This is a genomic window from Dorea sp. 210702-DFI.3.17 (assembly GCF_020560825.1).
In the GTDB taxonomy this organism is placed as follows: domain Bacteria; phylum Bacillota; class Clostridia; order Lachnospirales; family Lachnospiraceae; genus Dorea; species Dorea formicigenerans.
Genome location: NZ_JAJCNB010000002.1, coordinates 1 through 25,565, shown reverse-complemented (window position 1 = coordinate 25,565; position 25,565 = coordinate 1). Strand labels below are relative to the sequence as shown.

The 25,565-nt window shown below is 40.8% G+C and carries 22 protein-coding genes and 4 pseudogenes; 7 read left to right on the top strand and 19 right to left on the bottom strand.

Annotated features, from left to right (window positions below; genetic code table 11):
• Positions 1-29: 29 nt before the first annotated feature.
• The gene (locus tag LI149_RS02495; RefSeq protein WP_005339443.1) at positions 30-1,343 is read right to left on the bottom strand and encodes a Na+/H+ antiporter NhaC family protein; all 1,314 of its coding nucleotides are present in this window, start codon (positions 1,341-1,343) and stop codon (positions 30-32) included.
• Between the two features lie 186 nt (positions 1,344-1,529).
• On the opposite strand from LI149_RS02495, the gene LI149_RS02490 reads away from it, so the two are divergent.
• The gene (locus LI149_RS02490; protein WP_227142935.1) at positions 1,530-2,315 is read left to right on the top strand and encodes a Uma2 family endonuclease; all 786 of its coding nucleotides are present in this window, start codon (positions 1,530-1,532) and stop codon (positions 2,313-2,315) included.
• Positions 2,316-2,548: 233 nt separating this feature from the next.
• Here the strand turns inward: LI149_RS02490 and LI149_RS02485 are convergent, their stop codons facing one another.
• Both LI149_RS02485 and aroD read right to left on the bottom strand, forming a co-directional pair.
• Complete coding sequence (locus LI149_RS02485) at positions 2,549-3,481, bottom strand: AEC family transporter (RefSeq protein ID WP_117657217.1); 933 nt, start codon at positions 3,479-3,481, stop codon at positions 2,549-2,551.
• Positions 3,482-3,541: 60 nt separating this feature from the next.
• Complete coding sequence (gene aroD, locus LI149_RS02480; RefSeq protein ID WP_227142934.1) at positions 3,542-4,303, bottom strand: type I 3-dehydroquinate dehydratase; 762 nt, start codon at positions 4,301-4,303, stop codon at positions 3,542-3,544.
• Between the two features lie 302 nt (positions 4,304-4,605).
• On the opposite strand from aroD, the gene LI149_RS02475 reads away from it, so the two are divergent.
• Complete coding sequence (locus tag LI149_RS02475; protein WP_227142933.1) at positions 4,606-5,097, top strand: DUF2798 domain-containing protein; 492 nt, start codon at positions 4,606-4,608, stop codon at positions 5,095-5,097.
• 198 nt (positions 5,098-5,295) lie between these two features.
• On the opposite strand, the gene cobI is transcribed toward LI149_RS02475, so the two are convergent.
• The 5 genes and pseudogenes from cobI to LI149_RS02450 form a co-directional block, all read right to left on the bottom strand.
• Entirely contained in the window at positions 5,296-5,994 is a 699-nt protein-coding gene (cobI, locus tag LI149_RS02470; protein WP_227142932.1) for a precorrin-2 C(20)-methyltransferase, read from the bottom strand.
• Positions 5,995-6,137: 143 nt separating this feature from the next.
• Positions 6,138-7,064 carry an alpha/beta fold hydrolase gene (locus LI149_RS02465; RefSeq protein ID WP_227142931.1) on the bottom strand — a complete coding sequence of 309 codons (927 nt, stop codon included), beginning with the start codon at positions 7,062-7,064 and terminating at the stop codon, positions 6,138-6,140.
• Positions 7,065-7,146: 82 nt separating this feature from the next.
• On the bottom strand, positions 7,147-8,829 hold the full coding sequence (locus tag LI149_RS02460; RefSeq protein ID WP_227142930.1) for a phospho-sugar mutase: 1,683 nt from the start codon (positions 8,827-8,829) through the stop codon (positions 7,147-7,149).
• Positions 8,830-9,407: 578 nt separating this feature from the next.
• Positions 9,408-10,214: pseudogene (locus tag LI149_RS02455) on the bottom strand (TRAP transporter large permease); the annotation flags it as partial.
• A 336-nt stretch (positions 10,215-10,550) separates the two neighbouring features.
• The gene (locus LI149_RS02450; RefSeq protein ID WP_005330881.1) at positions 10,551-11,507 is read right to left on the bottom strand and encodes a 2-hydroxyacid dehydrogenase; all 957 of its coding nucleotides are present in this window, start codon (positions 11,505-11,507) and stop codon (positions 10,551-10,553) included.
• Between the two features lie 475 nt (positions 11,508-11,982).
• Here LI149_RS02450 and LI149_RS02445 point away from each other — a divergent pair, with 475 nt between their 5' ends.
• Together LI149_RS02445 and LI149_RS02440 are read left to right on the top strand one after the other, a co-directional pair.
• Entirely contained in the window at positions 11,983-13,260 is a 1,278-nt protein-coding gene (locus tag LI149_RS02445; protein ID WP_005339415.1) for a serine dehydratase subunit alpha family protein, read from the top strand.
• A 138-nt stretch (positions 13,261-13,398) separates the two neighbouring features.
• Positions 13,399-14,733: an MATE family efflux transporter gene (locus tag LI149_RS02440; protein WP_227142974.1), complete on the top strand. Its 1,335-nt coding sequence runs from the start codon at positions 13,399-13,401 to the stop codon at positions 14,731-14,733.
• 128 nt (positions 14,734-14,861) lie between these two features.
• Here LI149_RS02440 and LI149_RS02435 read toward each other — a convergent pair whose 3' ends face one another.
• On the bottom strand, positions 14,862-17,759 hold the full coding sequence (locus LI149_RS02435) for a hypothetical protein (protein WP_227142929.1): 2,898 nt from the start codon (positions 17,757-17,759) through the stop codon (positions 14,862-14,864).
• 281 nt (positions 17,760-18,040) lie between these two features.
• Here LI149_RS02435 and LI149_RS02430 point away from each other — a divergent pair, with 281 nt between their 5' ends.
• Both LI149_RS02430 and LI149_RS02425 read left to right on the top strand, forming a co-directional pair.
• Complete coding sequence (locus tag LI149_RS02430) at positions 18,041-19,066, top strand: FAD:protein FMN transferase (protein ID WP_117613620.1); 1,026 nt, start codon at positions 18,041-18,043, stop codon at positions 19,064-19,066.
• 236 nt (positions 19,067-19,302) lie between these two features.
• A complete protein-coding gene (locus LI149_RS02425; protein WP_005339407.1) occupies positions 19,303-21,111 on the top strand; it encodes a Na/Pi cotransporter family protein in 1,809 nt (602 codons plus the stop codon).
• Positions 21,112-21,262: 151 nt separating this feature from the next.
• Here LI149_RS02425 and LI149_RS02420 read toward each other — a convergent pair whose 3' ends face one another.
• Complete coding sequence (locus LI149_RS02420) at positions 21,263-21,766, bottom strand: CinA family protein (protein WP_227078279.1); 504 nt, start codon at positions 21,764-21,766, stop codon at positions 21,263-21,265.
• A 266-nt stretch (positions 21,767-22,032) separates the two neighbouring features.
• On the opposite strand from LI149_RS02420, the pseudogene LI149_RS15680 reads away from it, so the two are divergent.
• Positions 22,033-22,137 (top strand): annotated as a pseudogene (locus LI149_RS15680) (transposase); the annotation flags it as partial.
• Positions 22,138-22,169: 32 nt separating this feature from the next.
• Here LI149_RS15680 and LI149_RS15415 read toward each other — a convergent pair.
• The 9 genes and pseudogenes from LI149_RS15415 to LI149_RS02370 form a co-directional block, all read right to left on the bottom strand.
• A pseudogene (locus LI149_RS15415) lies at positions 22,170-22,244 on the bottom strand (hypothetical protein); the annotation flags it as partial.
• Positions 22,245-22,311: 67 nt separating this feature from the next.
• A pseudogene (locus tag LI149_RS02405) lies at positions 22,312-22,653 on the bottom strand (sugar O-acetyltransferase); the annotation flags it as partial.
• Positions 22,654-22,737: 84 nt separating this feature from the next.
• Positions 22,738-22,947 carry a DUF6462 family protein gene (locus tag LI149_RS02400; RefSeq protein WP_005339401.1) on the bottom strand — a complete coding sequence of 70 codons (210 nt, stop codon included), beginning with the start codon at positions 22,945-22,947 and terminating at the stop codon, positions 22,738-22,740.
• Positions 22,948-23,037: 90 nt separating this feature from the next.
• On the bottom strand, positions 23,038-23,406 hold the full coding sequence (locus tag LI149_RS02395; protein ID WP_154104397.1) for a hypothetical protein: 369 nt from the start codon (positions 23,404-23,406) through the stop codon (positions 23,038-23,040).
• A 222-nt stretch (positions 23,407-23,628) separates the two neighbouring features.
• On the bottom strand, positions 23,629-23,784 hold the full coding sequence (locus LI149_RS02390; RefSeq protein ID WP_227086063.1) for a hypothetical protein: 156 nt from the start codon (positions 23,782-23,784) through the stop codon (positions 23,629-23,631).
• 24 nt (positions 23,785-23,808) lie between these two features.
• Entirely contained in the window at positions 23,809-23,964 is a 156-nt protein-coding gene (locus LI149_RS02385) for a rubredoxin (protein WP_005339397.1), read from the bottom strand.
• A 90-nt stretch (positions 23,965-24,054) separates the two neighbouring features.
• Complete coding sequence (locus tag LI149_RS02380) at positions 24,055-24,429, bottom strand: desulfoferrodoxin family protein (RefSeq protein ID WP_040015226.1); 375 nt, start codon at positions 24,427-24,429, stop codon at positions 24,055-24,057.
• A 27-nt stretch (positions 24,430-24,456) separates the two neighbouring features.
• Positions 24,457-25,401, bottom strand: coding sequence for an L-lactate dehydrogenase (locus LI149_RS02375; protein WP_005339395.1), 945 nt, complete (start codon positions 25,399-25,401; stop codon positions 24,457-24,459).
• Positions 25,402-25,428: 27 nt separating this feature from the next.
• On the bottom strand, positions 25,429-25,565 hold a 137-nt coding region (locus LI149_RS02370), incomplete at its 5' end, for a rubredoxin-like domain-containing protein (RefSeq protein ID WP_369123557.1).

Here is a 25,565-nt window from a genome sequence, read left to right as displayed (position 1 = left end):
GTTATTCGGCAAAATCAGTTTCTATCCACTTATGAATCTTTCTTCTGAGGAATTATAAAAATAAATATCAGCGAACTGACTAACAATAATCCCGGATAGAACAACTTCGGTATTACATCAAATGCTGAAAGTTCATGCCCCATCTCGTGAATTGCAGACAATGCCACCAACATCTGCGCACCATAAGGAATGACTCCCTGTGAAATACAGGAAAATGTATCCAACAGTGATGCTGCTTTGCTGTGTGTAATTCCATATTCTTCAGACATCTCCACTGCAATTGGATTTGCCATGACAATAGCCACCGTGTTATTCGCCGTTGCGATATCCATTGCAGCTACTAAAAGTCCCATGCCAAACTGACCGCCCTTTCGTCCACGAAATATCCTGCGTATCACAGACAGCAGCGCCTCAAAGCCGCCATACTCGCGAATCAGCGCACACAATGCTGCTACCAGTACCGCTACCATACACGTCTCAAACATTCCGGAAATTCCAGATCCCATGCTGCTGATCAAATCCACAAAACTTGTCTGTCCTGTCGCAAGCATAATTACAATTCCAGAGAAAATACCGATCAAAAGTACGAGAAATACATTGATTCCGATAATACCGCCAATCAGTACTAAAATATATGGAACCATCTGAATCAGATGATACTCATGGTTCACTGCCCCGCCAAGATCCGTGCGCAATGACAATACAAGTATCAGACCTAACGTTACCAATGCTGCCGGAAATGCAATCCAGAAATTCTCCCGGAATTTATCCTTCATCGGACAGCCTTGTCCGTTGCACGCCGCAATCGTCGTGTCTGATATAAAAGAAAGATTGTCCCCAAACATAGCACCACCCATGACCGAACCGATGCAGAGCGCCAGATCAAATCCTGAAGCATCAGAAACTGCTGCCGCGATCGGGGCAATCAATGTAATTGTTCCGACTGAAGTTCCCATAGCTGTTGATACAAAACACGCAACTACAAATAACACCGCCACGGAAAACTTGGCCGGAATCAGTGAAAGCATGAAATATGCCACACTCTCTGCACTGCTTCTTCCCACAACTCCAACAAAGCTCCCCGCCACAAGGAAGATCAATAGCATTGTAATAATATTCTTATCTGCCAGTCCCTGTGCCATGATGGACAATTTATCATCAAAACTGACTTCCCTGTTTTGAAAACAGGCCACTAAAATTGCCACCATAAATGCAAGTACAATTGGAATGTTGTAAAATCCCATCGGTATCTTCATCACGTATTCAAAAACAATTCCAAGCCCCAGATACAAAACCAAAAATACACCAATTGGCATAAGTGCCTTTGGATTACTCTTTTTCATAATTTCCCCAGTCCTCTCACTTTTTTCTTTTTCACTATCATAGTCTATTCCATGCCTCCCAGTCAAGTTATTTTAATGGTTTTTAACCGTTTACGGTTATTTTTTAATTTTCGGATATTTGTCATTGACTTTCACCCGTTTTATAGATATACTAATTTTAACAAAATATTTCAAGGAGGCGCTGTTATGAAGTCATTAGGGGAAGAATTCAAAGAAAGAAAAAACGAACTTGGTATTACAACAGAACAGCTTTCCAGACTGTCCGGCATACCGACAGGTACCATCAACAAGATTCTGAATGGCGAGACAAAATCTCCACGCTATGCAACATTGAAGGCACTGAATGATGTCCTTTTTAGAGATATCGATTCCGGTATCGATGGAATCAGAGAGACCGCTGCAGCCTATACTGTTTCTTCCGATAAGAAACAGGGCGAATACACTCTGGACGACTACTATGCCCTCCCGGACGACGTTCGAGCCGAACTCATCGACGGGCATCTGATTTTTCTGGAAGCGCCCCGCTCTGTACATCAGGAACTTATCAGCGAACTATTAATGGACATCGGTTTTTATATTCGCAAAAATAAAGGCCCATGTAAAGTCCTTCCAGCGCCACTTGATGTCCAGCTCGACTGCGATAACCGCACGATGATCCAGCCGGATATTTCCGTAATCTGCCAGCTCGACCGGCTCGTGGAGAAAGGAGTCTACGGCGCACCGGACTTCTGTATTGAGATTGTGTCTCCTTCCAGCCGCAGCCGTGATTACATAAAGAAAGTTTCCAAATACCAGAACGCCGGTGTCCGGGAATACTGGATTGTAGATCCGAAACGTGAGACTGTACTGTGCTATTTCTTCGAAGGAGAAGATTATCCCCAGATGTATACATTTGATGCTATTATCCCTGTTATGATTTATGATGGAAAACTGGAGATTAATTTTGCTGATATAAAAGACAGATTGATCTAAGCATACAGCAGCGTACGCCACAGCATACACTTTCTCGAAGATAATATATTACTTCATAGGGAAAAATTTTTAAGTAGTTGCTTTATTCAAGAATAAAATAAAAAACACATTTTTTAGGTACTCTTTCTTTCACTGGTTCACACGCCTTTCCTAAATCCATGTTTTACAGTGACAATTTAAAGTACCCAAAAAATGTGTTTGAAATATCTCTGAAATGTGTTCAAAATATGAAATTAAATAATTTTCTCATATAGTAATACCATAATCGGCATCGTCACAATCGCAAGTAACGTTGTCATAACATTAATTGCACTACTATATTTTGAATTCCCGCCGTATACCTGGCACATCTGTGTAATAGTTGATGCTGACGGTGTAATAACAGCAAGGAATATAACAAGCAGAATTTTCTCACCTTGTGGATGCCATGTAACCAGACCACTGATTTTCAGAATAATCAGTGCCAGCACCGGCACAAGCAACAGTCTTAGAAATGTAACTGCGTATACTCTTCGATTTGTAAATATATCCCGAAGGTTCATACCGGCAATCAACATACCGGTTACAATCATACTTACCGGCCCAATCGTGCTTCCCACTGCACGAAGTGTATCGTCTACAATCACCGGCAAATGAATCTTCAGCAAAAACAAAACCGCTCCTATGAAAATTGCAATCATATTGATGTTAAGCACAATCTTTCTCCAGTCAATCCTATCCCCTGAACTGATAATATATTTTCCATGTGTCCACATAAAAATCAACTGCACAGCCATGAATACACACCCGTATACGACCCACTCGTCCCCCAGTACATAAGTCACAATCGGTACAATCAGATTTCCGGAATTAGAGTAGTATATAGAAGCGACCTCTACTTCATTCAGATGAAATATTTTCCCCATAATCCATACTGCTATCAATAATAAGACTTGCAAAACTACCGAAGCAACCAGCGCAAGAAACATACCTTGTACTTTATCCGGCGTATAATCTATCTGAAATGCATTGATCATAACACACGGAATCACAATATATAAGACAATTTTCGACAAAATTTTGCTGTCATCGTCTGTTACAAGTCCCAGCTTCACTATCACATATCCCATGAGAATCATGAGAAATAATTCGGCAATCTGTTCTGCAAGCAATACACTAATCTGCATAATCGAATTCAAGTCCTTTCTTATCAAGTCTATGCTTTAACAAAAAATAATTCATACTTATTATAAACTCTTGTGTATGATTCCAAGTACCGTTCTTAATTCTTCCACATCAATCTGTCCCGGTGCAGATACTTTCCCCGCCGCGCCAAATGTCAGTGCTGAGCCAAAAACTTCCCCACACAGACGGCTTAATACGCCGGTTCCTGCCATAGACATTGTAATAACCGGGCGGTCTGCATAGCATCGTCTCATTTCTTCCGTAGCAGACAAAAGTGTCAGAACATCTTCTGTGCTCTGCGGCATCACCGCAATCTTTGGAATATCAGCTCCAAGTTCCTGCATTTTTCGCATACGTGAAATTAATTCTGCCTTCGGAGGTGTCTTCCTAAAATCATGATTAGAAGCAATCACCTTTACTCCACATTCATGCGACGTTTTTACAACTTTTTCCACATATGTATCCCCGATAAATGCTTCTACATCCACAAGGTCCACATACCCGCTTTTCGCAATTTTTTCATTCAGCTCTACATATTCATCTGGTTCTATCGCGCGCTCGCCACCTTCCTTCGCGGTCCGAAATGTAAAAAGAATCGGTGTCTCTCCAAGAATATCTCTCAACTGCTTCGCAGCATTTTCCACACTTTCGTAATGATTCACTTCCTCGAACCAGTCCACACGCCACTCCACTACATCTGCTCCTATCTCACAGATATGCTTCGCCTGATTCAAAATCTCATCTATCGTCTTACCGACAATCGGTACACAGATTTTCGGAATCCCCTCACCGATTGCAACATTTCTTACTACTACAGGTTTCATAATCTAGTCCTTCCAGCTCATATTTGGCTCCAGTATATCACAAATATAAAAAAAGGGACACCGTTAATCACTAATGGGGACGTAGTACTTTGACGTTTTGCTACGTCCCCTGTTTATTTTTTAACACTTGCAATTTTTCATTTTTTTTGCTATACTCCATAACTGTACGAAATTTTATATAGAACTATGGTATAATTGGAAACGACACAAGTGTATGCTTGATTAACGAACAACACAAGTGTCTTTTTTGTACTCTTTTTTAACTAATCACAAAATATTTCAAAGAAAAAGGAGCACCAATTATGCCAAAAAATTTATTTCAAAATGTTATTTTTACACTGATGATGTCATTCCTTATGGTCTATGTAATGATTTGCTACAACATTTCCCTCAATATTGGTGGAATGAGTAACAAAGTCTTCCTTATGGCTTTTGGCGAAATGAAAATCATGTGGCCAGTCGCATTTGTGCTGGAGTTATTTGTCGTAGATAAGCTTGCACATGCACTTGCATTTCGCATGGTCGCACCAAATGACAGACCAATTGTAATCACACTTGCTATTTCTGCTATGATCATCTGCATTATGTGCCCGGTCATGAGCCTGATTGCAACTGTACTTTTCAAAAATGCTGGTTCAAATATCATTTCCACATGGTTCCAGACCACATTTTTCAATTTCCCTGTTGCATTTTTCTGGCAGATGTTCTACTGCGGACCATGTATCCGTTTTATCTTTGGAAAAATGTTCCCAAATAAAGAGAATGCAGTAGAGAAAAATGTTGTAACAGAATAATTTTACTAAGTAATCTTTTATCGTATGCTCGGCAGTTAGAAAAAGTCTACCGGCCTTTTTTGTCATATGCCTGGCATCAAAAAAAGCAGGGAGTTGGTTAATCACATTATAATTAACCTCTACCTGCTTTTTTATCTCTGACTAGAATCACGCGCCAAGTCTCACGGACGTTCGACTTGAACTCAGCCCCATACTTTTTTAACTGTTTTTATCAATTACCTCTTTCACCAGCAATGTCGTATAGTACGTTGCCTTCTCTGGCATTTCTTCTACGCCGTGATAGATTTTCTCTTCTTCCATGCCACAATTTTCAATCATCTGAGCTTCTAATTCATGATCTTTCAAAATCTTTTTCACATCTGATAATTTTGAAGCTGCCTTCATAAGAATCTTATTTCCCGGAAGCGTCAACGCCTCTTCGATATCATAGTTGGATGGAATGATATGAAGCTGCTCGGATCGGTCTGCAAGGCTGTCTCCCAGTTTGGCTGCAACTGCACAAAATGATGGAACTCCATTAATAATCTCTGCATCATATCCACACTTTTTTACAATACGCTGGATATAAATATAAGTGGAATAAACCGTTGGATCTCCAAGTGTCAAGTATGCCACATTTTTACCTTCATCCAGTTTCTTTATGATTTCTTCTGATACTTTTTGATAATTCTTCTCTAAAATTTTCCGGTCTTTCGTCATCGGTGAAGACAGTCCCAGACATTCTTTCTGATCCATATCCTTCACAATTCCAGATGCAATTTTATAACTGATTGCATGTTCTTTTCCATCTGCAGGCACTGCGATTACTGGGCAATTCTGAATCGTCTCCACTGCCAAGTACGTCATTAACTTCGGATCTCCCGGGCCAACACCGACACCATATAATTTCCCACTCATTTTTTATAATTCCTCATTCATATTTTTATTCCCATATAATTCTGTATCCAATCAGGGACACCCTGATTCTCAAAAAGGACGCCGCAAAATACAATTGGGACGTAGCATTTTAACATTTTACTACGTCCCCACCCCATTCATTTTTAACTTAACATTCCATCCATGAATGCGATAATTCCTGCTTCGACTTCATTTTTTATCTCTGCGTAATTATGGATTTCGTGACGATATCCGGAATATAGTTTTGTTGTTACTGTATGGCCGGTCTGTATCAACCAGTTACTTACCTGGTAGACGCCTACTCCGTATTCGCCGACTGGATCCTGGTCTCCTGCGATGTTGTAAATTGGCAGGTCAATTGGAACTTTATCTGCCCACTTGGTTCCTTCAATCTGTTCCATCATTTGTATAAAATCATAGATTGAACGGTTACTGGTTGGTCTTGTAAATGCGTCAAATGGGTCTTCTGCATGGTCGCGTTGTACATAAGGATCTGCGCAGATCCATTCATTTCCGATACTGATCTCGCCGCACCGCTCGCACATCCAGCCCATCAGTTCCCCTGCAAATTCTGGATTAGATTCCTCGCCGTGTCCGGCATCAATTACTTCTTTCAGCTTTTCTCCCACTTCTTTTGCTCCGCGGAAGATTCCGGTTGTACCGCAAATAGTAGCTCCTGTCAGTTCATCTCCATATTTTGCAATGAAATCTCTTGTTATAAAGGATCCCATGCTGTGGCCAAATAAAAAATATGGCAAGTCCGGATATTTTTCGCACACAATTGCTTTTAATGTATGCTCATCTTCCATCATGGTATGCGGACCTTTATCTCCCCAGTCACCCCATACATCATTGACCATAGCTGTCTTTCCATGACCGACATGATCATCTGCTGCCACAATATACCCTGCATCTAAAAATGCAGATATCATGTGCAGATATCGTCTGGAATGTTCACCAAATCCGTGAATCACCTGAACAATTCCTTTTGGCTTACAAGCCGGAACATAAATCCAGCCTTGAACCTGATCGCGCCCGTTATATGACGCAAATGATATTTCGTGCAACATAGTGACATACCTCCTTTTATATCTTAACCGCACAGCCATTATTTTTCTCAATAGTTTCTGTACGGTCATAATCAAGGATATTCTATTTCATAATTGGCTTTAACGCCTCAGATAATTTATCTTTTTCAGCCTGCGCCTCTGCAAGATCCTTACCAAGCGTTGTGTAATAAATCTTAATCTTCGGCTCCGTTCCGGAAGGCCGCACGATAACTGTCTCGTTGTTCTCTAGCTTATAAATAAGTACATTTGCAGCCGGAAGACCTGTCTCTTCTGGTTTCTTATAATCCGTAACCTTCACAACTTTATATCCAGCAATCTCCTCAAGTGGCTTGTCTCTTAATCCTTGCATGATCTCAGACATCCGATCCATACCACTAAGTCCCGGGAACTCAAAGCTGTCGATCTTATTCAAATAGCGTCCATACTCGGAATAAATTTCTTCCATTCTCTGCTTCAGAGAACTTCCGATGCTTCTATAATAAGCAGCCATCTCACAAATCAACATAGATCCGATAATAGCATCTTTATCACGTACATATGGACCAGCCAGATATCCATAGCTCTCCTCAAATCCAAAAATGAAACGGTCAACTTCGCCTGCTGCCTCAAGACCTGCAATCTGATCTCCAATCCATTTAAATCCTGTCAGTACACTTCGAAGCTCTACTCCATAATGCTCTGCAACTGCATCTGCAAGTGGTGTTGATACGATAGATTTCACTGCTACCGGATTCGTTGGCATCGTACCTTTCTCTATACGTCCTGCACAAATGTAGTCAAGGAGCAGAACTCCGACTTCATTTCCACTGACGAGTTCGTAAGAACCATCCGGACACTTCATTGCAATACCAACACGGTCTGCATCCGGGTCAGTTGCAAGCATCAAGTCTGCGCCAGTCTCCTTTGCAAGGTTCAGTCCCTTCTCAAGTGCCTCGAAAATCTCCGGGTTCGGATAACTACATGTTGTGAAATATCCATTTGGATACTCCTGCTCAGGAACGATTGTGATGTCTGTAATTCCAATGTCTTTCAATACCTGTGTGACAGGAACAAGTCCTGAACCATTGAGCGGACTATATACAAGCTTCAATCCTGCTGTCTTGCAAAGTCCTGGGCGAACCTGTCTGTCCTCGATTGCATCATAAAGAGCTCTCTTACAATCATCGCCCACAAAATGAATCAGCCCCTCTTCAACGCCCTGTGCAAATGGCATGTATTTTGCACCAGTCAGAACATCCGTTTTCTGAATCTCTTCATAAACAATTGCTGCCGCATCATCTGTCATCTGACATCCATCCGGACCATATGCTTTATATCCATTATATTTCGCTGGATTATGAGATGCTGTTACCATAACACCTGCATTACAATTATAATAACGTGTTGCAAATGAAAGAGCCGGTACAGGCATCAATGCATCATAGATCCGAACCTTGATTCCATTCGCTGCCAGTACACTTGCCGCATTCTTCGCAAATACATCACTTTTAATACGGCTGTCATAGCTGATTGCTACTGTCTGCGTTCCACCCTGTGTCTTTACCCAGTTTGCCAGCCCTTGCGTAGCCTGACGTACAACATAGATATTCATCCGGTTCGTACCTGCTCCAAGAACACCTCGAAGTCCTGCAGTTCCAAACTTAAGCGCAACTGCAAAACGCTCCTTGATCTCCTCGTCATTTTCTTCGATTCTCGCCAGTTCCGGCTTCAGATCCGCATCCTCCAAATCTGCCTCCATCCAACGTTTGTAATCATCCTGATACATATTCTATCACTCCTGACTCATATTCTTTTTTGCTTCTTTTCATATGTAAGATGCCTACGGCATCAGATAAGTTAAATATACCATATTTCTGTTATGACATCAATTAGAGACGCTCATTTAGGGACATAGTTTTTAGCAAACTATCCGGGTAATTTTCACTTTTGATTCTTCCCAATCTGACTTGCACCTTTGATAATCAAAGGCTTACCTCACTATTTTTCCATTCTTCAAATAATCATCTATTTTCCCTCTCAAATACATACAATTCACCTTCATATACTAAGATTACATATTTCGCTGTTTATTCAACGCATTAACAATTTCATAAGCGAATCACATGCATCACACCCCACGCCACATCCCCTCATAAAATTCAATATTTACGCACAACTAAAAAGCACACAGATAATTGTGCGATTTTCGTCATGACTGCGAGCATAGCTTGATTTTCGCAGCTTTGTCCGAGCCTGTCCTTTAGGCGAGTTTGCGTAGAAAATCAATAATATGCGGCGTAGCAGTCATAGAAAATCATTCATATCTGCGTGCTTTTAGTTGTGCAACTTATATTAAATTTTATCCTAGATGTATCCCATCAATTTCGGCAGCCACAGGCTTAAGTTCGGGATATATGTTACGAGCATCAGTACTATAAAGATTGCCGCAAAGTATACGAGCAACTGTCTGAATACTGTCTCAATCTGTACTTTACCGACTTTAACACCAACAAACAGTGTTGTTCCAACCGGTGGTGTGATTGTTCCGATACACAGGTTGAAGATCATCATGATACCGAAATGGATTGTTGTCATTCCAAGTGCAGTACATACCGGCAGGAAGATTGGTGTGAAGATCAGGCAGGCCGGTGTCATATCCATAAATGTTCCGACGATCAGAAGGATAATATTGATCAGGAACAGGATAACAAACTTGTTGCTGCTTACGGAAAGCAGTGCTGTAGATACCAGTTCCGGAATATTGGTAAATGCCATAACCCATGACATGATGCTGGATACACCGATCAGGAAAATGATGATACCTGTCATTTCAGCACTGTCCAGAAGAATCTTTGGCAGTTCTTTGATCTTGATTGATTTGTATACAAACAATGACAGAAGCAGGCTGTATACTACGGCCACTACGGAACCTTCTGTTGCAGTGAAGATACCAAAGATGATTCCACCGATTACGATTACAATCAGAAGCAGACAAGGCAGAGCCTGAAGGATGATTTTTCCAGCTTCAGATGCTGTAAAACGTTTTTTTGCACGGTAGCCTTTTTTCTTGGCAATCACATATACTACTAGCATACAAGCAAGTCCCCAGAGGATTCCCGGAATGTAACCAGCCATGAAAAGCGCTGCTACGGAAGTTCCTCCGCTGACCAGTTATTGTATCTGTTTTTGTACAATATTCACAAGTTCTTGGCTGTTTTCATTTTCCTTTATAGTTTTAGAAGTTTTAATTTTTATTTGTGTAAGCGTTTACATCTTTTCGTGGCATATAAACTGAATTTTCCAACTTTTAGTACAGATTTCAAACTAAAAAAGGTCCACCGGACCTTTTTGTCGTATGCTTGGCAACAAAAGGCAGTTTCGGTAAGTCTGCTCTATTTGGCTGACTTTTACGAAACTGCCTTTCATACTTAGAACTTTGTAAATATGTGAAATTATCAAAGTACTATATCATTCTCTATTTTTATGTCTTTTTTGTCTTTTTTATTCTTACAACTTACATACGTTGACCGGCTTGCCGTCAAGATAAGCGGTCACGTTATCGAATACAATCTTTGCTCTTCTTACCATAGACTCCTCGGAGATAAATGCCTGATGAGGTGTCAATAATGTATTCTTAGCCTGAAGCAATGGATAATCTGCCGGGATTGGCGGCTCCATATCAAATACGTCAACGCATGCATATCCAAGCTTGCCATCATTCAGCGCTTTCGCAAGTGCCTCGTTGTCTACGATCGGTCCTCTTGCACAGTTGATGAAGATTGTGTTCTCATTCATAAGTGCAATCTTATCTGCTGACAGGAATCCTCTCGTCTCTGCATTCAGTGGAAGGTTCAGTGATACGATATCACTTGTTGATAATACTTCCTCTAATGATTTATACTCGATTCCAAGTGCTTTTGCTTCCTCAGACTCACTTCTGTTGTAAGCGATAACTTTAGCGCCAAATGCCTGGAATAATTTTGCTGCCATGAGTCCGATCTGTCCAAGTCCGATAATTCCGACCGTTCTTCCGCAGATTTCTTTTCCGCCAAGGCCTGCACTTGTTCCACCATTTCTTACAAGTCCGTCAGCTTTTACTACATGTCTTAATGCGTCAATCGCCATACCAATGATAAGCTCGGCAACTGTCTGGTTTGAGTACCCTGCTGCATTACAGATCATAATATTTTTCTCTTTACACTTGTCTGTTCCGATGTGGTCAATTCCTGTAAATGCTACAGATAACATCTTCAGTGCGTCCGCTTTCTCTACAACCTCTGTCGGATACGGATTGTTAGCGATCATAACAATGTCGCAGCCTTCACTTCTCTTGGCAAGTTCTGCCGGATCTGTTGTTTTGGTATCATAATATACGAATTCATGTCCCTTTTCTGTAATCGGTGCTGATAACTCATCAATAACTTCTTTTGATACTCCAATTGGTTCTAATAATGCGATTTTCATTTTTTTCACGCTCCCTTTCTGTCTGTATTTTATAAATATTATAACCTCATGTCAATACATGGATATACTAAAACTTAAATACATTTTTATCTATTTTTTTTAAGCTTTCTGTAAATCCACTCATAACGAAGCATAATTTTTACTTTCCGGTTCTTGCCATCACTCAACACTTCTGCTTCAATTTGAAATAATTATGTCCGGTTGCCGTAAGCCAGTCTGCTATGTAGCTCATAAATCTCTCCTCTCACACCCTATAATTATCTCAAATTATCTCTAATCTACCATTACCACCATTGCTGCGATATGGATTGCAGGAATATGCAGAAAAATATGTTATAATATCATCAGTATTTCTTACAACATTTAATTTCATCAAATTTTTAAATAACAGGTGCATTTTCTCCGAAAATATGGTTCAATAAAATAACACATTTTTTTATTATTGCCAGGAGAAAACTGGCATTTGGAGGTTTTCATGACAAAAGAAGATATTAAATATCAGGCATATATCCAGATATTAAAAGAAGAATTAATACCGGCTATGGGGTGTACCGAGCCAATTGCTCTGGCTTACGCTGCTGCCAAAGCCCGTGAAGTGCTGGGCTGCATACCGGAGCGCGTACATATCGGAGCAAGCGGAAGCATTATTAAAAATGTAAAAAGTGTAATCGTTCCGAACACGAATCATTTAAAAGGGATCCCGGCCGCTGCTACAGCCGGAATCATTGCCGGAGATGCTTCTAAAGAACTGGAAGTTATCTCTGATGTAACAGAAGCACAGACAAAAGAAATGGCAAAGTATCTCGAAGAAACTGAGATTACCGTCGAGCATATTGATAACGGCTGTATCTTCGACATCATCGTTGAAGTATTTGCCGGAAAGGATTCTGCTAAAGTCCGTATTGCCAACTATCATACAAACATTGTAAGAATTGAAAAAAATGGAAAAATCCTTCACTATGTACCAGTTGAAGGTGCAAGCGAAGAAGGACTGACTGACCGTACTCTTTTGGATGTAAAGTCTATCTGGGATTTTATTAATATGGCTGACATCGATGATATCCGTGAAGTCCTGTCCCGTCAGATTGAGTATAACAGCGCAATCGCCGATGAAGGACTCGCCGGAAATTACGGTGCAAATATTGGAACTGTACTTCTTAATACTTACGGCAACGACGTCCGCACACGCGCAAAAGCTCGCGCTGCTGCCGGATCTGATGCGCGAATGAATGGCTGTGAGCTTCCGGTCGTTATCAACTCCGGAAGTGGAAATCAGGGAATGACCTGTTCTCTCCCTGTTCTGGAATATGCAAAAGAGCTACACACTAACGAAGATAAGACTTACCGCGCACTGGCACTTTCCAATCTGATCGCAATCCACCAGAAAACCGGAATCGGGCGCCTCTCTGCTTACTGCGGAGCTGTCAGCGCCGGAGCCGCTGCTGGAGCCGGGATCGCATACTTATGCGGCGGTGGATATGAAGAAGTGATCCATACTGTTGTCAACGCACTCGCGATCGTATCCGGTATGGTCTGCGACGGAGCAAAAGCTTCCTGTGCAGCCAAAATCGCAGCTTCTGTAGATGCCGGAATACTTGGTTACAATATGTACCTGCAGGGGCAGCAGTTCTACGCCGGTGATGGCATCATCACAAAAGGAATCGAGGGAACCATTGATAATGTGGGACGTCTCGGAAAAGACGGTATGAAAGAGACAAATGAAGAAATCATTCGGATTATGATCAATGATTAATAAATGGAATTCATCCCAGGTAAAGATTTCAATTGACGAATGGACATGGAAGTAATATCATCAAAAGCGCAGGAAAACCGTTTCATTTATATGAGCGGATATCCTGCGCTGTTTAGTTTTACACCAGGGAGCGATATTATGACACAGGATATGACGAAGGGTAAGATTATGCCCATGCTTATTAGATTTACAATTCCACTTGTACTGGGAAATCTGTTCCAGCTTACTTACAACGCCGTAGACAGCATTATTGTGGGACATTTTATCGGAAAAGAGGCACTGGCTGCGGTCGGTATCTGCAATCCGGTCACGACATTGGTCATTCTGTTTCTGAATGGTCTGTGCATGGGCGCGAGTATTCTGATCGGCACGTATTACGGGGCGAAAGATTACGACACTCTCTCTCGCCAGATCAGTACGACTATGATTTCAGGATCTGTATTTTCTGTAATTCTAACCATTCTCAGTATTGGAATTGCGAAATCACTTCTCAGATTGCTACAGGTAGACGCATCTATTTTGGATATGACGACTTCTTACCTTCGCATCATATTTGTAGGACTTATGTTTACATTTTTATATAATTTTTTCTCCAGTACATTAAGAGCCCTCGGAGACAGTAATTCACCACTGTATTTTTTGATCATAAGTGCGATTCTTAATGTTTTCGGAGATTTGTTTTTTATCATTGTACTGAAAGCAGGAAGTAATGGCTGCGCTGTTTCCACTGTTATCAGTGAGGCACTGTGTTGTATTTTCTGTATTATCTATGTGCAGAAAAAAGTACCGCTCCTTCAATTAGGAAAGAAATGGCTCATTTTCGACCGTTCCCTGTTAAAGCGTACAATTGCATACGGCTGGGCATCTGCAATGCAACAGGCAACTGTACAGCTCGGAAAAATCGGTGTTCAGGCAATTGTTAATACTATGGGTGTGTCTGTTGCCGCTGCATTTACCGCAGTCAACCGGATTGATGACTTTGCCTATACCCCGGAGCAGAATATAGCCCACGCCATGACAGCACTTATGGCGCAGAATAAGGGGGCGAAAAGAAATGACCGGATGCGTGAAGGCTTCCGATGTGGACTGGTACTGGAGACCATTTACGGCATCCTCATTTTTATTGTCTGTTTTGTTTTTGCAAGACATCTGATGATGCTCTTTGTGAAAGATGAGGAAGTTATCGGGCACGGTGTTACTTATCTGCACCTGATTTCCATAATATATATCTTGCCGGCTATCACCAATGGACTTCAGGGATTCTTCCGTGGAATCGGTGATTTGAAGATTACCCTGATCAGCAGTTTTGTCAATATGGGGCTTCGGGTTCTTGTTGCCGCACCGCTCGTTCTTGTATGGGGATTTGGAATTGAAGCACTGCCATTCTCCTACCTGGCAGGCTGGATTGGGATGCTGGTGGCAGAATTACCACTGTTGATACATACTTACAGAGAATCAAAAATCACCGACTAATATTTTAGGCTATGCAAGCACTGCTTTCTCATTAGCAAATCAGGAAGGACTTCTAGTATAGAATATTTTTGCGACCGACATTCATGCCGGTCGCATTTTTATATTAGCAAATTTACATCTGCTGTATACTATTTTCTTTTCTTAGCAACTACTGTAATACCTGCCATTCCTGCACAGGAAACTACAAAGAGTGCAGCCCAGAGTAATACATTGTTTGTATCTCCTGTCTTAACTGTATTCACATTTACTGCAGTTTGGGTTGCTGTTGCAGCCTTTCCATTGTTTCCGTTATTGGAACCATTGTTTCCATTATCAGATCCGTTGTTTCCGTTGCTGGAACCATTGTTTCCATTATCAGATCCGTTGTTTCCGTTGCTGGAACCGTTATTTCCATTATTTCCGTTATCCCCATTATCGCCATTATCGGAACCATTATTTCCGTTATCTGTTGTTGTAAATTTCTCTAATGGAGGCAGTGTATTAATTCCAGCTTTCCAGTACAAATCGGCTAACGGATCATTCTCAGCACCGCTGATCATTGTTCCGTCTTCAATATGAGTACTGGAACTGATAACTTTTACATCTCCATCAATTGCTTTTCCAGCCTCTGCTTTGTTAGATGTATTAGCGGTTGCTCCCTGAAGGAATACTTTTTTCGTTGCAATTGTTCCTTTTCCGGATACAGCATTTCCACCATTTCCCCAGAGAACATCTCCACCGATTGCAACTAACTTTCCATCTCCTGTAATCTGGCTGCCTTCTGTAATGTCAATGGCTGTTCCACCGTCTGTATAAAGCAGAGTCTTTCCGCTTCCGCCGTAAGCTACAAGTGTTGTGTCCTTATCTGCCAGAGTTAATGTTCCATTTACACGGAGTGCTGTCTGTCCGATATCGCTTCCGCCATCATCACCTAATATAGCTACCGTACCCTTTACGGTTACATTTCCATTTGCCACTGCAACCGGCTCAGAAGTTGTACGGTCTGTCAGATCTCCGTTTGCAAGATAATTTGCGTGAGAGTAAATTGCTGCATTTTCCAAGGCAGCACCGTCTGCAAGACGAAGTTGTCCACACAGAGACGCTCCTGTTGTAAATTCGTTGTTGAAAGAATCATAGTTCATAGAAAATGTTCCTCCGCTCTGTACATCGATAATTCCCTGTACAACAGAATCAGAAAGCGTCAGTTTACCACCATTTTCTACAATAATATGTACACTGCTGAGTACTTCCATATTTGTCAGTGTCAGATTACATCCACTCGGAATATAAAGTGTCTGAGGAATATTTCCAGCTACGACCTGCTTCCACGGAATGTCATACCCCAGATATCCGTAAGTTCCGCTCTCGTGGGAACCGAACCATGCCTCCAAATACGCTGGCACACGGACGCTCTCTTCCTCACCGTTTACATTACTTCCAAATTTACTGATTGCCCATGGTTCCATAATATCCCATGCATAGAGTCCATTTCCATAATCTTTAAAATTCTCTTTCTTCATCTGGTCTGCAAGCGTTTCCTCGCCACTGTAAATTCTGAATGGCAGTGTGTTGCTGACTGCGCTGCGTCCCTGCTGATCCTCAATAGACACGGAAACCAGATAACTTCCAGGATCTTTTGGCGTACCGCTAAGTGTCAGATCACTGCTGATCGTCATATATACGCCCTGCATACCGCTGTCACTGTCTGCAGATGTTCCTTTTTCTGTGTCCGGAACGATGCTAACACTGCATTTGCTTCCATTCAATTTAATCTTAGCCATATTATCCAGCTCTTCCCAATCCTTGTCAGCAACGTCTTTTCCTTTTTCTACCAGTGCGCCGTATACTTTCACTGCACTGTTCTTATTACTTGAGGAACCGCCGACGCTGGCACTGGACACTCCATCGTAATCTTTCTGTCCTACGATTGCCGCCTCAAATTCTCCTTCGATTTTTACATGAAGCTCGTATGGATCTCCCTTACCATCATCTTCTACAAGAGAAGCGTTTCCATTTGTATCAATGACAAGCTTAAATGTCAGATCATCATATCCATTTGCAGAAATTGCAACTACATCTCCGCTCTTCAATGCTGGAATTTCAGGATTAGCGACAAAGTCTTTTGTTGCAAAGATAAGTTTATTGTTATCTGTATCTTTTTTGTATGCTCCACCTGCTAACAAGCTATAGGACTTCTCTTCCCATGCTGTAGTATTTACCTTCACATCTGTAATTTTCCCTACATAACCATCTGCATTTTTGAATTCAAGTTCCCAGTTATTCCCAAGGTAATCTGTTCCAATGCTGACCTGGCTTAATTCAATTACACCATTCTGTACCGGTGCTTTCTCCTTAAATGTCGCGGATACTGTGACATTTTCTGCCGGCATTGTAAATGTATAAGTTTCTCCAGAACCGGTCACGTCAACATTTTTATTGTTCTCAGTTGTTACTGTCACTGCATCAATCTCGTAGTTTTCAGCCGGTTTTGCTGTTACAGTCACTGTATCTCCTGCTTTCAGGTCTTTATCTTTATCCAGTGCTACTGTACCGTTAGAAGCTTTCTTTGCCATCGCTGTGTATGTAGCCTCTGTATTTCCGCCAGTTGTATCTTTCTTTACAGTTGCTGTGTACACATACGGATATGTTGAAGTATCTTTCGTCACTTCTAAGTTTAAGTCTTGATACCCCTCTGCTGTTATTTTTATGGTCGCTGGATAAGAAGGGTTGGTAAGTTTTAACGCGGTATAGCTTCCATATACTCCCATAGCACTTCCTACTTCCCATAGATTTCCACTGCTTCCCCAGCCAAGCGTACCTTTTGTATAATCTATCTCATTTACTGTGACGCTGCTGATCTTATTCATCCAGTCTGTATCTTCAAATTCCAAAGCCATATACTCTGGCATAAAGCCAGTTACCGTACATGATTTTACTTCCGTCGGTGCTGCTTTCCCCTCTGCTGCCATTACAGGAGTAACTGTCATGGACAGTAAAAGTAACACTGACAGAAACAGTGATGCAATTCTTTTCCAATTCTTTTTCATTTGTCTCTCCTTCATTATTTTCTGAATTTTGTTGATAATTTTTTTCGTTTTAATCACACAAAATATATTGCCGTAATCCTCCTTTCATGCTATATTAATCAAAGCTTTGTTAGTAGATTCTAACTACAATACAAAATGCTACCAATAATTCCCATAACTGTCAATTTTATATTTATTTATTGATAATTATTCTTAATTAAACATATATATTTCTTTGTTTATTTTATAATTTACATTGCAACAATATTATTTCGTTTTATTTTACTCTAAGGAGGCGTGACATGAAAAAGTGCATACCCGTGTTACTTATGCTTACAATATTAATATGTGGATGTTCCAAGCAGGCTCAGGAATCAACATCTGAGCCGGTTTCAGATACATTTTTCGCCATGGATACGACTATGGATTTTCGTATTTACGGTGATAAAAGTCTTTTACAGGACGCGCAGAATGTTATCACAGATCTGGAAAAGAAAGTGTCTGTCACAGATTCTGACAGTGAGATTTATAAAATCAATGAAAATGGTTCCGGAATTCTAAGCGGTGAAGCTGACACTCTGATGAAAAATGCTCTTGAAATGTGCCGGCGTACCAACGGTGCTCTGGATATTTCCATCTACCCAATCGTAAAAGCATGGGGATTTACAACCGGAAGCTATCAGGTTCCTGACGAGGAGACAATTCAGACGCTTCTGACTAAAGTAGATTACACACAGATCCAATATGACGAAGCATCTGGAAATGTCACAATTTCGGAAGGTATGACCATTGATCTTGGCAGTATTGCCAAGGGCTATGCAGGTGAACTTGCAGCCCGGACATTGCGCGACAAAGGTGTCACTTCCGCGCTTCTGAACCTTGGCGGAAATGTACAGACGATCGGTTCTAAGCCGGACGGATCAGCCTGGATCATCGGCATCAAGGACCCGAAAAATCCAGACACTGCCATGATGGGACTGTCCGTCACCGACCAGGCCGTTGTGACCTCCGGCGGTTACGAGCGTTATTTTGAACAGGACGGGCATACTTACTGGCATATTATGGATCCTGCTACCGGACATCCTGCCAAGAGCGGGCTTCTGTCCGTCACAGTCGTTGGGGACAAAGGAGGAATTTGCGATGCCCTCTCCACTTCACTATTTGTCATGGGTCTGGATAAAGCGTATGACCTCTGGGCGAAAAGTGATGATTTCGAAGCCGTGTTCGTAGCAACCGATGGAACTGTTTACATCACAGACGGATTAAAGGATAAATTTTCATTGGCGCAAGGATATGAAGATACATCTGTAAAGATTCTGACGCGTTAAAAATATATCAACATTGCTATAGTAAAGCAACCTGTTTTCAAGTAAAATATCTCATGATTTTGTCATACCTGTTCCCTGTGAGCAGGTATTTTTTTGTATAATCTTACATTTTTTTATTCTTTCAGTAAGATTAAATTGTAATTCTGGTTTTAACGTGACATAATAGAAAGGTAGTGTTAAAAAAATTTAAAAAGAAAGTTAAGTGTATGTAAATAACTGACGACAAAGGAGAAATTATGGGAATATTTTCTATGGTATTGTCATTGTTAAGCGGAGTTGCTTTATTCCTGTTCGGTATGTCTTTGATGGGGGATGGACTCAAACTGGTTGCCGGTAATAAACTGGAAGCATTTCTCTACAAAATGACCAATACGCCACTGAAGGGAGTCGCACTTGGTACAGCCGTTACAAGCGTTATCCAGTCTTCCGGAGCAACGACTGTCATGGTTATCGGTTTTGTTAACTCTGGTATGATGAAGCTTCGCCAGGCCATCGGTATCATCATGGGAGCCAACATCGGAACCAGTATTACCGGTTGGATCTTATGTCTTTCTTATATAGAAGGATCTAACGGAATTGCAAGTATCCTGTCATCTGCCACAATCGCTGCGGTTGTAGCAGTTATCGGTATTATTCTTAGAATGGCGAGCAAAAGAACCGTCCACCGGAATATCGGGGACATCATGCTTGGATTTGCGATCCTCATGACCGGTATGCAGACCATGAGCGGAGCCGTCGCACCGCTTCGAGAAAGCAAAGTATTTATGGATCTGTTAACAACATTTTCAAACCCAGTCATTGGTATCCTGGTAGGTATTGTATTTACCGCCATCCTGCAGAGTGCTTCAGCAACAGTCGGTGTATTGCAGGCTTTATCTGTAACAGGACTGCTTACATTTTCCAGTGCATTTCCGATTATCCTCGGTATCGGTGTCGGAGCTTCCTGCCCGGTTCTGATTTCCGCGATCGGAGCGAATAAAAATGGTAAAAGAACTGCTCTTGTATACTTGTTGAATGATACCTTTGGAATGTTGCTTTGGTCAATCGGATTCTATATCATCAATGCATTTGTACATTTTTCATTCCTGAATACGATTATGACACCAGTGTCCATCGCACTTTTAAATACGGTTTTCCGTCTTGTAACAGTCTGTATTTTGTTTCCATTTATCCCGAAACTGGAGCAGCTTGTATGCTGGTTCGTTAAAGACAGTGCGGAAGAACTGGAAGATGAAGCAGACTTTGATCTTCTTGAGGAGCGTCTTCTTGACTACCCTGCACTGGCACTCGGACAGTGTCACCGTGCTATGAGCGGTATGGCAAGAAAACTTCGTAAAAATGTCAATCGTGCTATGAATCTGCTGAATGATTTTCAGTTAGCTAAATTCGACAAAGTTCAACGAAAAGAAGATTTGATCGACCGCTACGAATCTCGTCTGGGCGACTATCTGATCAAGCTTACCAAGCATCCGATGAATTCTGTTCAGACAAGACAGGTTTCTTTGTATTTACATATGATTAATGACTTTGAGCAGATTGGTGATCATGCCTCCTGTATTGCTCACATGTCTAATGAAATGAATCAGAACAAAACACAATTTTCCGAAGAAGCATGGGATGAACTGAATGTTGTTATGGAAGCTGTCCGCGAGGAGATTAATACAACTTGCAAAGCGTTTTTGGAAAATGATAAAGAACTCTCTCAGAGAGTTGCGCCACTTGGAATGGTCATTACAACTTTGTGCGATGAACTCAAGATTCGCCACGTTGAACGCATGAGCAACGGAGCCTGTGGTCTGGAAGAAGGGACGGTATATTCGGATATCCTGAACAGCTTCACACGTATCTCTGCCCACTGCGCAAGCGCAATGGTAGCACTGTCAAAGAACAGCGAAGAGCCTGTGGATATCCACATTCACAACTCAAGAGTATATCCTTCCGACACGAAAGAATATAAGACCTATCTGGCAGAATATAGTCAGAAATATGAACTCATAAAAATTGAGGAACATATTCGAAGCATGGAACCGGAAGAAGTAGAATAAATAATATTAAAAAAGGACATGCAAAAGGAAGGACGTGTGAAAAAACTAGAGTTTTTTTCACACGTCCTTCCTTTTTTAATATCCAATGTCAGGGATCAAGAGCTCCCTACTATGATACCCACGGATTGTTCGCAAGCATACTCCCACGATCCTATAATCTCTCCATCAAGGCATCATAAATTTCCTTTGCAACCGCCAGCTTATAAGCAAGTCTTGTAGGCTGTGGCTGCAATTCAAGATAATAAGACATAACCTCTCCATTAAGTTCAATTGCAAAATATACCTGCCCCGGAACAGATGCTTCCAGATTCGCCGGGTCTGCGTTCCCCATTGTTCCGGTCACACCGATTCCGATATTGGCCTTATACGCTTTTGTGCAGGCCTTCGCCATTGCTTCTGCGGTCTCTTTCGAATATACCGTATACTTCTCCAGAATCTCGGCAGGAACGCCCTGCATGATTTTTGCTTCGTTGCAATAGGTGACAAAAGCTCCTTTTAACACTGCCGATGAGCCTTCGGTATCCGTAATCAGTGACGCAATCTGCCCTGAAGTCGCAGATTCCATTGTTGTAATCGTCATACCCCGCTCAATCAAGAGCTTCGTCAGTTTTTTGTAATCATTTCTAATGTCTGATTCATTATATATTTTTTTCATTATATTCATTCTAACTTTTTATTCCTTCCTGATTATTCCACCTTCCGAATTTTGACCTCAGTGGTGTCACAATTCCATTTTTGTCATTTTAACAAGAATTTATAAATCTTTTTCAAAATCAACACAGTTTAATTGTATCAAGATGCTAATGCTTCGGCTAGCCCTAAGTACGTGAAATTTCTACTTTTTTCATAAAAATAGCAGTTTTTAATTTATGATGTATTGTTAAGTTACCACACCAAACAACCTCATAACCTCAAAACTGCTACCGTAATAAAGAACAGTGGAAAGAATTAACCCTCTCCGGGGTTGAGTTTTTCCGGCGCTTTCTGATACATGTGCCACCAAAACGTTTTGTGCGGATCCACCATACTTTTTTATTTGAACCGAAAGTAATCTCATCAGGTTTAAGCGGTAAGTTCTTCTCTGACCGCTCAGGAACAAGTTCCGGGCGTACTTCTGCTAAACTGTTATTCATAGTCAAACCGGGGCCTCCTTGTTCTTAGAGTATATGAAGTTTTAGCTTTATCTTGTAGTTTGCGAATATCTCTTGTTACAACGCTTCCTGCACCAATTACACACCCTTCTCCTATGGTAACACCACCACATACAACTACATTAGATGCCAGCCAACAATTATCTTTTATAGTTATTGGTTTCGCATATTCAAGATTATAAAAACTGCCATCTTCTCTCTTTCGGATATTGCGTTCTTCAGGTAATAATGGATGCATAGGAGTTGCCAATGTAACATTGGGACCAATCATCACATTATCGCCTATATGTATTTCACATACATCTAAACATGTAAAATTAAAATTAGCAGAACTGAGCTTTCCAAAGAATGTATTGCATCCGTAATCAAAATAAACAGGTGCCTGCAAATAAAGGAAGGACTACATATTATTCAGGTCTGTTCAATACTTTTTCCAGTCCCTATTTTTCGTCCTTCCACAATTTTTTTCTGTTCCCTACGCAATCCAAAATGTCTCCAGATATTTTTCAAATATCTCACAGTTTACAAGAGCAACCTTGTCAATCTTATACACTGCTTTAGCTTCTTTCACCAACTCCTGGAATTTCGTCAGTCCAATGCTATAAAGCTCTGCTCCTTTTTGATAGCGTACAAATTTTTTTGCTAGTTTCTTTGTTTTCTCTACATCTTTACGTGCGTATCCCATACACGGCACCTCCCGTTTTGCATGAAAAAAGCAACTAACCTATTTTTCATAGACTAACTGCTCGTGTTAAATTCCATATTCAGTTTTATTCTACAAATCCGAAAGTGAAATTCGGTCGTATGCGCCATTTTTCTTATCTTCCGGATGTGGTTCCAGTCCGATAATTGTAATATCTTTCTGGTCTGGTCCATAAACCCAGTACATTCTCATTGCGCCCCTGGTTTTATTTTCCAGATAAGATTGCCACATTTTCATTCCATAACGTCTGGATAATGGCTCTATTTCATGGGTTTGAAGACTCGGATAACCCGGATCAGCCGACAACAGCTTTAAAGCCTTTCCCCATTTTTTATACAACTGTTCTTCCTTCTTTTTTATATTACCGGAACGATATTTCTCCTGCTTTTCATTTACTTGGTACTCCAACTCATTCTTCATCCGGCTTCTCACATCACGCATTGTTCGCCCGGATATTTCCTGCTCTGAATCGAATAATCCTTGCAAACAATGGAATTTTAGTAATATTTTTTCACCATAAATACAATGAAGATTTGTTTTTTTCTCGGATAAATCTTTTTTACAATTAATGACGGAATCCTTTTTCAGTTCTTCCGAAATATATTGTGTCAAAGCATTATCATGCAGTAAAGCACACATGGCTAAATCTTGTAATTCATCACCTTAAATTTTCCAATATTCAGCCATGCATATACTTATATAAGCCACTCTTTTTCCATGTTTGTTTTTGATATTTACCAACTCTGCTTCTATACAGTCCAAAGCATAAGAACAGGCTCCTGCAAGTCCGATGATATCTATACTTAGTTCTTCTTTCATTGGTATAATCCTATCATAATACATTTATACTTCTGAGAACTGGTCTTTTCCTACAGAGCATAACGGACATTCAAAATCTTCTGGAATATCCTCCCACTTTGTACCAGGTGCAATACCACCTTCTGGATAGCCCTTCTCCTCATCGTATTCCCATCCGCAAACATCACATACGTATTTCATTCGTTGTTCCTCCTTGTAAATATATTAATACACAGCCTATATTACTGTTATATTTGTGTTGTTCTGTAGCCTTAATATGTATAAATGCTTTTAGCATTTCCATAATCCATGCAGGTTACAATATGCATATACTTCTTCTACCTGTTCACCATCGCAGAGGCAAAAATCCGCTACCGGCTCCTGACCTGGATTTAACTGTTTTCTGTATATTCCCTGGTTTGTATTTAATGTAATCCACTCAATGAAATGTTCTTCAAGCATTGGATGTTTTGTCTCTCCGACCACGACATGAACATGACTACCTTCTACCGTATATACAGGTACATGCTTCTCAACAGCAGCATCTGTCACTCCGGCTTTTAATTCCTGCATAGGTTCTCCGCAACAAATTACAGGTACACCCTTATCCTTTACCTTTTCAACAATGTTTCCACAATGCTTACAAATACAGTACCTTACTTCCATGCCTTTTTCTCCTTCCTTGTGTAAAATTTATAATTCAATTGTCTCCATAATCTTTTTCAATGAATCTGCAGATTCCTTAAGCTTTAACGCTTCCTCGCCACTTAAATTAATAGGTATATCCGACTCAATACCATCTGCACCTACAATAGCTGGCATACTTAACGATACTTCGTCAATATCATATACTCCATGAATCATGTGTGATACAGGAAGTATTGATTTTTCATCTCTCATAATCACTTCGCAGATTCTTTTTACAGACATTGCAATTCCATAATATGTAGCGTGCTTTTTGTTTATAATCTCATAAGCACTGTTCTTGACTGCTGTAGCTATTTCTGCCGTATCTTCCTTGTGCTTGTAATGTCCACGCATTTCACACATTTCACTTAATGGAACACCAGATACATTGGCTGATGACCATGCTACAACTTCGCTGTCTCCATGCTCACCTACTATAAATGCATGAACACTCCTGCTGTCCACAGATAAATGCTCACCAAGCTTATATCTTAATCTGGCACTATCTAACACAGTACCCGATCCAATAACCCTGTTTTCTGGAAGTCCTGATAACTTTATGGCTACCTGAGTCAGAATATCTACCGGATTCGCAACTACAAGCATGATACCTGCAAAATTTCTCTTTGCTATTTCAGGAATGATTGACTTAAATATTGCTACATTTTTATTTACGAGATCAAGCCTTGTCTCTCCCGGTTTCTGTCCCGCTCCGGCAGATATGACAACAATTGCAGCATCAGCCACATCATCATAATCTCCGGCATATATTTTCATCGGACTCGCAAATGGAATACCATGACTGATATCCATCGCTTCTCCTTCTGCCTTGTTCTTATCTGCATCGATAAGGACAATCTCTGTAAACAAGCCACTCTGCATCAGAGCAAATACCGATGCAGAACCAACAAAGCCACAGCCTATCATTACTGCTTTTTTTGAATTAATCACTTTCTTCTTTATAATAATCTCATCTCCTTAATAATTCTTTTCATGTACTTCAAAATAGCTCTGTGGATGATTACATACCGGACATACTTCAGGCGCCTTAGTTCCTACCACAATATGTCCGCAGTTACGGCATTCCCATACCTTAACTTCGCTCTTTTCAAATA